The organism is Arthrobacter sp. Hiyo1, assembly GCF_001263615.2.
Lineage (GTDB): Bacteria > Actinomycetota > Actinomycetes > Actinomycetales > Micrococcaceae > Arthrobacter.
Genome location: NZ_DF952469.1, coordinates 487416 through 497813, shown reverse-complemented (window position 1 = coordinate 497813; position 10398 = coordinate 487416). Strand labels below are relative to the sequence as shown.

Annotated in this window: 9 protein-coding genes and 2 pseudogenes; 3 read left to right on the top strand and 8 right to left on the bottom strand. The window is 63.9% G+C overall.

The window, feature by feature from the left end; translation table 11 throughout:
* Positions 1-39: 39 nt before the first annotated feature.
* Positions 40-1138, bottom strand: a pseudogene (locus AHiyo1_RS06685) (FAD-dependent oxidoreductase).
* Between the two features lie 117 nt (positions 1139-1255).
* Here AHiyo1_RS06685 and AHiyo1_RS06680 point away from each other — a divergent pair.
* Positions 1256-1774, top strand: coding sequence for a DoxX family protein (locus tag AHiyo1_RS06680; RefSeq protein ID WP_253257188.1), 519 nt, complete (start codon positions 1256-1258; stop codon positions 1772-1774).
* On the opposite strand, the pseudogene AHiyo1_RS06675 reads toward AHiyo1_RS06680, so the two are convergent.
* A pseudogene (locus AHiyo1_RS06675) lies at positions 1706-2202 on the bottom strand (uracil-DNA glycosylase). The gene AHiyo1_RS06680 and the pseudogene AHiyo1_RS06675 sit on opposite strands and share 69 nt — an antisense overlap.
* 868 nt (positions 2203-3070) lie before the next feature.
* A complete protein-coding gene (locus AHiyo1_RS06670) occupies positions 3071-4480 on the bottom strand; it encodes a DUF3100 domain-containing protein (RefSeq protein WP_253257187.1) in 1410 nt (469 codons plus the stop codon).
* A gap of 210 nt (positions 4481-4690) precedes the next feature.
* Between AHiyo1_RS06670 and AHiyo1_RS26300 the strand changes: the two genes are divergently transcribed.
* Together AHiyo1_RS26300 and AHiyo1_RS06665 are read left to right on the top strand one after the other, a co-directional pair.
* Positions 4691-5218 (top strand): hypothetical protein, encoded by a 528-nt coding sequence (locus AHiyo1_RS26300; protein ID WP_253257186.1) that lies wholly within the window; start codon positions 4691-4693, stop codon positions 5216-5218.
* Positions 5122-6156 (top strand): amidohydrolase family protein, encoded by a 1035-nt coding sequence (locus AHiyo1_RS06665; RefSeq protein WP_253257185.1) that lies wholly within the window; start codon positions 5122-5124, stop codon positions 6154-6156. The genes AHiyo1_RS26300 and AHiyo1_RS06665 overlap by 97 nt, the downstream gene beginning before the upstream one ends.
* Positions 6157-6302: 146 nt before the next feature.
* Here AHiyo1_RS06665 and AHiyo1_RS06660 read toward each other — a convergent pair whose 3' ends face one another.
* From AHiyo1_RS06660 to AHiyo1_RS06640, 5 genes are all read right to left on the bottom strand, one after another.
* The gene (locus AHiyo1_RS06660) at positions 6303-6707 is read right to left on the bottom strand and encodes a hypothetical protein (protein WP_172465514.1); all 405 of its coding nucleotides are present in this window, start codon (positions 6705-6707) and stop codon (positions 6303-6305) included.
* 61 nt (positions 6708-6768) lie between these two features.
* Positions 6769-7278, bottom strand: coding sequence for a hypothetical protein (locus AHiyo1_RS06655; RefSeq protein WP_059388019.1), 510 nt, complete (start codon positions 7276-7278; stop codon positions 6769-6771).
* Positions 7279-7385: 107 nt separating this feature from the next.
* On the bottom strand, positions 7386-8330 hold the full coding sequence (locus tag AHiyo1_RS06650) for a hypothetical protein (protein ID WP_059388018.1): 945 nt from the start codon (positions 8328-8330) through the stop codon (positions 7386-7388).
* 101 nt (positions 8331-8431) lie between these two features.
* Positions 8432-9502, bottom strand: a complete 1071-nt coding sequence (locus tag AHiyo1_RS06645) for a Gfo/Idh/MocA family protein (protein ID WP_059388017.1) — start codon at positions 9500-9502, stop codon at positions 8432-8434.
* Positions 9503-9609: 107 nt separating this feature from the next.
* Positions 9610-10311: an ABC transporter ATP-binding protein gene (locus AHiyo1_RS06640; RefSeq protein WP_059388016.1), complete on the bottom strand. Its 702-nt coding sequence runs from the start codon at positions 10309-10311 to the stop codon at positions 9610-9612.
* Positions 10312-10398 lie beyond the last annotated feature (87 nt).

Genomic DNA, 10398 nt, shown 5'->3' with positions numbered 1-10398 from the left:
AGCTTACGAACGACGAACACAACTGCGAGCTAGTTGCATTTAAGCGCGGCGGAAGCGGCGCGGCGCGTCAATCCCGTCGACAAGATCGGCAAGTACGCGGCCAATAGCCGGGGTGAACTTGAATCCGTGGCCTGAGAACCCCGCGCCGACCACCAGCGGTCCAAAACGGTCGAGCAGGAAATCTTCGTTGGCCGTGCTCGTGTAAGTGCAGCTGATGGGAACCGCCGATTCGGCGTCGACCCCGGGCAGCCACTCACGAGCGTAGCGGCGGAGGGCCTCCAGCTGAACCGGCTCGGGTTCGAATGTGCGGGCATCCGGATCGGTGACAGGCCCTACGCCATGCCACCCCGCCTTGACCCCCTCGCCTGGAGTGAGCATCCCATAGACGGGGCTGTACCAATAGTCGTCACGGGGATCTCCCGGGTCCGGCGCGTGGTTGAAGCTCGGCCAGGACTGGGAATCATCGATGGGCGTGAAATGGGCAGGTTGCTCTTGGGTGACCACCAAACGGGGGAGTGGGACTTGCGTCCCGACAAGCTTGCTGGTCCAGGCGCCCGCCGCGATGACAATCCGGCGCGCCGTGATTTCCATTGAATCGGTCACGACGACGGCGCGATCCTCGCCGAGCACGCGGATCTCGCGAACAGGGTCGAATACTCGAAGCGGGCACCGTGTGCCTCGGCCGATGTGCGCAGCGCCTTGAGGGCCTCGGCCGCCCGGACCGGCCCGATTCCGGCACGAAGAGGACATCGCTTCGGAACACCATGCCCCGCCAACGCTCTGACGCCTCCTTGGCGGAGATGAACTGGCTTGCGATGCCCCGCTCCGCGTGCGCGGTCCGAACTTCCCGGAGCCGGGCAACATTTCCGTGGTTGGCCAGACCCACAAGATCCAACAACTGCGTTTCGGTTTCCTCCGCGAGCCTGTCCCAGAGGTTCCTCGCTTCGCTGACCAAGGCGAGGTAGTCACCCTCTGCGTAGGCCGTGTTGAAGTTGCGCGTCGCACCATGGGAAGCCCCTACATGGTGCCCCTCCTCAAACTGCTCAAGGAGAACCACCGATCGCCCCTTGAGTGCGAGCTGCCAGGCCGCAGCTGATCCCATCGCGCCTCCGCCGACTACGACGACGTCAACATCCATCCCGGCTTCATCCATCCTGTCCTGCGGCCCTCCCACCGAGGTCCGCTGCGGTTTCCATTCTGCCGCGGACGGAGCGGCTGTTTTGAGCTGTGCCCTCGGCATGGAAGATTGGATCGGGTGAAATTCCTCCTTCCTTCGCAGACCTCGTCTTCGCGCGGCATCGCGTTTCTAAGGATCGTGTTCGGCGGCCTTTTGCTGGTGCACGGAGTCCAGAAGCTGCTCGCGGGGCAGCCTGCGTTTGAGGCAACCATCGCCGCGATGGGTGTTCAAAAAGCGGAGCTGATTTCCTGGCTGGTCATCTGGGGTGAAACCGGGCTGGGCGCACTTTTGGTGCTCGGCGCCCTGACGCGGGTGGCTGGCTTCCTGGCGGCCCTCATGTATGCAGGGATCTGGTTTGTCACCGAATCGGGCAAACCGTTGTTGAGCGATAGCCCCGGAATCAACGCCGAACTGCTCATCCTGTATATCGCGTTGGCGTTGGCGTTCGCTTCATCGGTTCCGGGGCGGTTTCGCTGGACCGGAGACTGTTTGCCGGGAAGCCTGCCCGGAAATCGCGGCGCTAGGCTCCTAGCGCCGACCCGACTGGAGACCCGCGCGGGCCATGGCGTCCGCGTAGGAGCGGCCCATTTCGATTAGCCATTCGGTCTGGCGTTCCTTGGAACCGGCGAAGGCGCGCCCGTGCAGCGAACGGGCCTTGTAGACCTTCAGGCCGCGGCGCCAGATCAGCTGGTTGTCAGTCTTGAGGAGCATCTGCGCCAGGCGGTTGGCTTCCGTTCCGTGCGCGACGATCGCCGATGCGCGCGGGACGAGTTTGAGGAACGCGATGAGCGGCTTGAGCCCGGCACTGACCTGCTCGGGGGTCAGTTTTCCGTTCGCCTCGCCCGGAGTAAACCACGGTGGGTGTTCCACGGCATCATCCATTCCGGGCGCAGGCCGAGCTGGAACTGCAGACCCAGCAGCCGGGTGGCGGCTGCGTCGTCTCCGGCCCACACAACGCCCCGTGGGGAGGCCTCGCTGGTGTTGGAGAACAGGCTGACAATCCGGCAATCCTCCACCGAGTGCATCGGATCCACGTAGGGGACTTCGAAGCCAGGGCGGAGCTTGCGGAGGAACTCCACATGCTGGTTGACCGGAGCGATGTGCGGGGCGAAGAAAGGGCTGTCCGGAACCGCGGGAGTCACCGATTCTTCCGCGGGAGCCGCTTCGGAGCTTGCGGGTTCGACGACGGCGGGTTCGACGACGGTGGCGACCGGTTCGGCGGCGGGTTCGACGACGGGAGCGGCCGCAGGGACCACCCTGCGGGTAGTGACCGGGCTGGCCTTGGGCACCGAATTTGTGGGCGCCTTCTTCGGCGTGGCCGTCTTTGCGGCAGCAGCCTTCGGAGCCTCCTTCTTGGCCGGAACCTTCTTTTCGGCCTTGGCCGGGGCGTCCAGGTCATCATCCTCGTCGTCAAACAGACCATCGAAGAGCTTGTCGAGTTCGTCGTAGCCGGTGCCGTAGTCGTCGTCGAGCTCGGGGCCGCGCCCGAAACCTTCCTCGTACCGCGAGTCCAGTTCGGTGCGGTAATCCTCGTCGTGGACCTCGAAATAGTCCGGTTCGGCCAATGCGGTCATGAGAGCAGGGGTCTCCTGGGGTCGGGCAGGGGCCAGTATCGGGCGCGAAGGGGCGCGTCCGTTTCCGGGCCAGTTGATGGGGGCTCTCCGGGGGACCGGTTGAGCCTTTAGATCTTAGCAAGCCATAGATGGTCTGGAGTCCTTCAGCCGTTCATCTGACTCGGTATGTCGCGCGGCTCCGGGGATCAAGGAACCGCGATGCGTCGAACATCACCCGTGGGCGCCGCCGAGGGCGGGCGGAGACACGAGAGGGCGGTGGAATGGACGAAAGAGTCCATTCCACCGCCCTTGTTCGGCGTCAGTCGTCCGGCGTCAGCCCTCAGATGTGGATGACGAATTGTGCAAGTGCCGCGGCCGCTATGAAACTTGCGGAGAACGTGATGGTCGCCACAATGACCGTGCGCCAGTTGAGTGTCTTCAGCGCGTTGATGTCGCGTCCAACGTTCATGCCGAGCAGGGCGATCGAGCCAAGGCCCACGTAGAGCGGGTCAAGGTTGTGGGTGAAGGAGACGATCAAGCCGCTGAAAGGCAGAATCGGAGCTGTTGCCAACGTGGCGAGCGCAAGGACCCATACGCTCGACGGCACGGCGGGAACGTACTTGGCCAGTACGAATGCCAGCGCGGTAAGGAGGCCAAGGATCACCACGCCAATGACGTCGTTGATACTGGTGGACTTGGTGCCCAAGGCGTTGAGGACCACGCCCGCGGCGATGCTTGCACCGAAAGCGATAATCCACGTTGAGGGCTTCGTGCGCACTTCGGGGTCCTGGAGCACGGCTGAAACGTCCACTTTGGATCGGTCCTGTGGCCGGCGCAGCTTCGCGGCAACGGGGTTCCCGTTGCGGTCAAGGCGCTTGCCTTCGTCATCGCGGCGGAAGAGGCGCGACCAGAACTTGTAGAGCCGCAAAGACATCGGCAACGAAAGGAAGGCTCCGGCGTAGAAGCCCACAAGGTTCGTCACCAGGTTCGACAGGGCTGCAAGCGCCATGATCTCCGGTGCTTGCCCGGGATACAGGATGGACAGGGCCGCGACGCCGCCAAGCATCATGGATCCCGAGCCGAGGCCCAGGCCTAACGCGAGTGCAAGCGGGTCGAAGATGCCCATTCCGCCGAGCAAGCCGGCCAGTAGGGAGATGAAGACGGCGCCGAATACACTGCCCAGCAGCCACACGGAGAACACGCCGCGGTAGACCGGGGACTTCACGCCGAAACGCTGCAGTGCGTAGGCCAAATAGGATTCCCGGTCAATTGCCCAGGTGGCCCCGATGGCCGTGCGGCCCATGCCCAGCGCGACGCCGACCGGCAGGGCAATGATGACGGTTCCGAAGATGTGGCCGACTTCCTGGAGCAGGATGGCCGGGCCGAGGGAGGTCAGCTTGGCGAAAGAAGGTCCCACCTGGGTGCCGAGGGCCCCGAGGAACATGACGATGCTGACGTTGAGCAGTACCGAGGCCACGGCACGGCTTTGGCCGGACATGGGGCGCACCTTCTGGACGCCAATGACGGCGCCCATCAGCACCGCCCACAAGACGGGCATGAGCACGATAGCGGCGTTGCCCAGGGGAATCTTGTGTGTTCCGGCCAAGATGGCGACGGCGCAGACGGCTGTGGACAGCAGGATCATCGATCCCCATTGCCGTGCGGTCGGGGTGAAGAGGCGGGCCCGTCCGTGATCGACGTTGACTACGGGCGTATCCACCTCCGGAGTGGTTGTGGATTGGTTCTTCATTGTTGTGCACCCTTCGTGTGCTGCAGTGGCGAGGGACGGATACATCCATGCCATTTGGTATACCAAGGATGGTAAGGTGGATCACATCGCAATGCAAGACATGTCACAAAAGCTGCTCGGATTCCCCAAACCTAGGGCATTCGCGCGATCGTCCGATGCCGGACTCGGTCTGCAGCTTTTTGACCTTGGGATACCAAATTTGGAGGGTTTATGATCACTCAGCTTTCTGCCCGGTACGTCCTTGGCTATGACGGGACCGGGCACGTCATGCACACGGATGGGCACGTGGTGATGAGGGATGACGAGATCATCTACGTGGGTACCGACTACGCCGGTCCCGTTGACGAACGCCGGGACTTTGGACAGAGCCTCATCTCCCCTGGCCTCATCGATCTCGACGCCTTGACGGACATTGATCACATGATCTTCGACTCCTGGCCCACCGAGGAAATCGCTCCGGGCTTGCAATGGTCCGAAGACTACTTCCATAACCGCCGCCGCGATGTCTTCACCGCGGCGCAGCGCCAGAGCGTACGCAAGTTTGCGCTGGCGCAGCTGGCCTTGCACGGCGTGACCACCTACATGCCGATTGCCTCGGAGATCCACAGCTCCTGGGCGGAAACCTTCGAGGAACTCAAAGGATGGCGCAGTCCAGCATCGAGCTCGGCCTGCGCGGCTTCCTGGGCTCCGCGTACCGTTCGGGGATCAACGTCACTGACCACGACGGCCAGCGCGTGATCCTTTTCGACGAGGAGGAGGGACGCACAGGGTTCGCCGACGCCGCACGGTTCCTCGACTACGCCGACGAGCTAGGACACCCGTTGCTTACCGGTGTCCTGCTGCCATGCCGGATCGAGACACTCTCGGACGAACTGATGCGCCGGACTGCCGAACTGGCCACCGAACGCAACGCGCTGGTCCGCCTCCATTGCCTCCAGGGGACCAATGAAGACGGTTTCCTCGTCAAGCTCACGGGGCGTACAGTCCTTGAGCAGCTTGCGGATTCAGGCCTGCTGGACACGCGGCTCCTCATCCCGCACGGGATTGTCATCGACGGCACCGACCCGTCCTCCAGCGCAGAAGGCGGGCCGTTGGATGTGCTGGCCCGGCATGACGTCAGCATCATTCACTGCCCCCTGACGTCGTTCCACTACTCAGGCATGCTCAAATCCTTTGACGCCTTCGCAGCCGCCGGGGTCAACATGTGCCTGGGAACGGATTCATTCCCACCGGACCTGATCAAGGGCATCGACGTCGGCACGCACCTGGCCCGCATCGCAGAGGGCCGCCGGGACGCCGGTACGGTCTCGGCGTTCTTCGACGCTGCCACCCTGGGCGGTGCCAGGGCACTGGGTCGCGACGACCTGGGGCGCCTGTGTCCGGGCGCCCAAGCCGACATTATGGTCGCCTCACTGGAGGACTTCCGTGACGGAGTCGTGGAAGATCCATTGCGCACGCTCATCCTCAACGGTTCGGCACGCAATGTCACCGACACGTACGTTGCGGGCGCCCCGTGGTTGTTGACGGCTCGCTCCCAGGCATCGACCTGGATGGACTGCGCGCTGAGGGTCAGCAGCTCTTTGGACAGATGGTGGACGCCTACGGCGAACGCGACTACCTGCGGCGCGATGCCTCCGAGCTGTTTCCACCGGTCTATGCCCCGGCAGCAGCTCTGACACATGACGCGACGGCGTACGCACCTTAAGGGTTAAGGGTCAGAAGTCCCTATGTTCACGCGTGAGCTCCTCCGCGGGGCTGTTTGCCCTGCGGAGGAGCTGCAAGCGGGCTACATCCAATGCGGTGGAGAAGCCCGAGCCGGTGACTATGCGGGAATTGTTGCCCGGATCTTCCGGCTGCCCACCATCACGATGAGGCCAAGCAACAGCAGCGCTGCCGCGAACAACAACCACAGGCCATTGAAGCCGGTGCTTGCGAGAACAGCCGTTCCGGTCCCAACAGCACCCGCTGCAGTTACAGAGGCCGCATTGGCTTGTGCTGCAGTTCCGGATGCAAGGGCCGCCGGTGTCTCAACCGAAGGAGCGGCTGCAGCCGGATCGACGAAGCCCTGAGATCCGACCGGCCCGTTCACGACGGGCAGGTTCACGACCGGCAGGGTGACGGCGGGCAGGGTGACAACGGGTTGGCTGATAGAGGGCAATCCCAAACCCACCGATGCGGTGCCGACAGTGTTCGGCAGACCCAAGGGTGCCGTCAGTCCTGCACTCAAGAGCGATCCGACGCCTCCATTGGTGCCCGTCGACGCGGTGCCGAGTAGGCTCGCCGAGGTGTCACCCAAGGAGGCCAGTCCGTTCACCGACCGCGACGCCAGTGCCTCCGGTGGCGCCAGTCGGTGTCGTGCTGAGGACGTTGACCGAGGTGTCACCCACGGTGACTGGAGCGGTGACAGGCCCGCTGACGGGAGCCGTCGCCTGGGTGCCAGAGGCTGTTCCAGGGGCGGAGTTGCTCAGAACTGCCAGTGAGGTGGCTCCGATATTAACAGGGACCGATATCGGAGCCACCACCTGGGTTCCGGACGGGACGGCTGCTCCGCCGGAATTGGTCGCCGGGGCCGGAACCGGGGCGAGTGCAGGGGCGGTGGTCGCGGCGCCCGAAAGGATTGAGAGCGACGTCGACCCGACGTTCACCGGAATGGACACCGGTGCAACGACTTGGGTGCCTGAGGCATTGCCCAGCGCACTTGTAGTGGTGTCTGCCGCGTTCGCGGCAGTTGCGCCGAGGGCTATTAACCCGCCGGCAAAGAGGGTGCCAAGCAGCCCCTTGCGAATCATGCTGTGCATTATGTTGTTCTCCTGAACGAGTAGTTCCGAAAGGCGCATTGGAGCGCCTGGATTGGCCATTTGCCGCGGTCCGGAATTGGCTTCCGGGAAAGCGGCGGGGCGCGGAACTAGTCAGGGGATGAACCCGGGTCAAACGACACCGGAGCCGGAACTCTGCCGGCAGCAGCTGTGGACACGATGGTCCCAGCCAAGGGGTAAAACAGCTTGGTGCCTTGGAGCCAAGCGGCAGAAGCTCCCGAGGGATTGCTGGAAAGGACCGCAGAGCCGCTTACGGTGTCGCTGCCGCTTGGCGCACCGGGCGGGAATGTCCCATCGGAGGGCGCTGAAGGTTCGTTTGAACCGCTAGCCCGGACTGTCGACTTCGAAGGCGTTGCCATCAGGCCCGGAAGGCCACTGGAGCCAGCGAGGCTGAGCAACGGGGTCGCGACGTCCTGAGCCGACGTTGAGGGGACACTGCCAGCGGGCCCTGCAACAGCGGGTCCCGCTTCAAGGGCTTCGCCGATTCCGGCGGCATCGGGGATGTGGATTGAAGGGACGGTTACGTCCGGGACAGTGACCGGAAGGCTGCCAACCAAGGAACCAACGCCTGACCCGACCCCGTCAACCGCGCGCGCTGCCGGCGATACGAGGCTTGCAGTCGCGGCGCTAACTGCGCCATCAGGGAGGACTGTGCTCACCATGGGCGTGTTGGCCAGAAGTTGATCGACGCTCGCAGTCAGCTGCGGAAGCTCGTTGACCACCACAGGGGGCACCTGTACCGCGGGTAGCCGGACCTCGGGGACTGGAACGGATGCCACGGCCGGGGCCGGCACGGACGCGACACTTGCCGCAACCGCGTTGCTGACAGTTCCGGAAAGCCCCTTTGGCGTATTGTGCACGACGTTTGACACCGCAGAGCTCGCGCCGCCCAGAAGGGTGTGGTTGTTGGTGTTTCCGGAATCAGCGCTGGCTGCCGTGGAAGAGAGGGCGATCCAAACAACGGCCCCCGCGCCGGCAAGCATGACGGAGCGGAGAACATGAAGAACGCGCGACTTACTTTGCTCAGCTTCCATCTCGACACCCCCCAGCGTCAGCTTGGATCGACGATCGCTCCCATCCTAGGCCTCACTAGTTAACTAGTCCAGACGTTGGAGGGCGGATTCGCCCATTCAGTTCAGCGGGCGTCGTTGGCGTATCGGACTCCGAGCTGGGATCGCACCCCGTCGAAGAGGCGCATTGTGTTCAGCGAATCGTCCAAGGGCATCACGGGACTTTCGGTCAGTCCTTGCTGGACACAGCGGGTAACCTCACGCAGTTCGTAGGTGTAGCCGATCCCGACCGCGTCAAAACGTTCGGTCCGGGGTTCATCCCAGCCCGTTCGAATCAGCAGCTCGCGCGGATTGTTAATGGACCCCTGCGTCTGGAGGAAGCCCTTGGAGCCTGCAACGGATGCCGAGCGCGGCCCATGGGCCAGCAACGAGGATGTCAGCTGGGCGATAGCACCGCCGTCGTAACCCAGCGTGAGCGCATTCTGGGAGTCGACGCCGTCGTCCGTCAAAGTGCCGATTGCGCTGACAGACTGCGGGAAACCGAGGGTGCCCAAGGGCCACAGCAGGGCGTACACCGTGAGGTCCAAAAGGGCTCCACCGCCGTCCGCCGGGGCCCAAATGCGGGCGGTGGGATCGTAAGGGGCAGGGAATCCAAGGTCGGCGCTGACCCACTTGATGTCGCCCAGCTCGCCGGACGCGGCAATGGCGAATGCCCTCTGCATGCTGGGCAGGAATCGACTCCACACGGCTTCCATGAGGAACAGTTTCCGTTCCCGGGCCAGAGCGACGAGCTCCGCCGCTTCACGGCCGTTAATGGTCAAAGATTTCTCGCACAGGACGTGTTTCCCGGCGTTGAGGGCATCCCTGACGATCTCGAAGTGCTGGGCATGCGGGGTGGCCACGTAGACGACATCGACGGCGTCATCGGCTAGCAGCCGCTGGTAGCCGGGTACACCGCCGTCGTCGCCATAGGACTTCGTGACCCCCTGCGCGGCGGCAAAGGCATCCGCGGATTCCTGGCGCCGTGAACTCACTGCATGGAGGTTTGCGTCCTCGAGCTGGGCGAGGTCGCCGCTCACGGTCTTGGCGATTCCTCCCGTGGCGATGATGCCCCAGTTCAAGGCCTTGCCAGTGGCCGCGCGGGGATCCTGGTTCGGCTGGCTGAACAACCACGGTTTGGCGATATGCAGACTCATGCGGCCAATCCTCTCATTGCACAAGCCGCGTTTACAGGACGCATTCGGGCCAACGGGCCGGGAACCTTGCGATTCCCGGCCCTCCGTCTGTAGCACTGAAGAGGCGATCAGGCCCCGGCGGCGACCCGCGGACGAACGGCTTCCTCGCTCAGTTTGCCCTGCTGCAACCTGAAGCGGCGCTCGGTCTTCTGAGCCAGGCTTCGGTCGTGCGTCACCACCAGAATGGTGGTGTTATGGTCCCGGCTCAAGGAACTGAGCAGTTCGATGATGTGCTCACCGGTCTGCTCATCCAGGTTGCCGGTGGGCTCGTCGGCCAGGATGAGCTTGGGCTCGTTGGCCAGCGCCCGGGCAATGGCAACGCGCTGCTGCTCGCCGCCCGAGAGCTTGTTGATGCGGCGGGACTGTTTCTCCGGATCCAGCTGCACCTGCTCCAGGAGGGACCTGGCCCGCTCCAAGCGGGCAGCCTTCCGCATTCCGGCGAACTCCATGGGCAGCATCACGTTATCCACTGCGGAAAGGTTGGGGATGAGGTTGAACTGCTGGAAAACGAACCCGATGTCCCGGCGCCTGTATTCGGTGAGTTTGCCGGCGGGGAGCCCGGCCAGGCTGACTCCGTCCACGACGACGTCCCCGCTGGTGGGCTTGTCGAGGGCACCGAGCAGGGAGAGCAGGGTGCTCTTGCCGCTTCCGCTCTTTCCCACGATCGAGGCGAGGGTGCCCTTTTCGAGCTCGAAGCTCACGCCGTTGACGGGCTTGATGGTGCGGTCGCCGGACTTGAACTGGCGGACCAGGTCTTTGACTTCAATCATGGCTATTCTCCTCGGAGGACTTCGATGGGGCGGATGCGGGCGGTGAGCAGCGCTGGTACCAAGGCGCCCACGACGGCGACGCCGAAG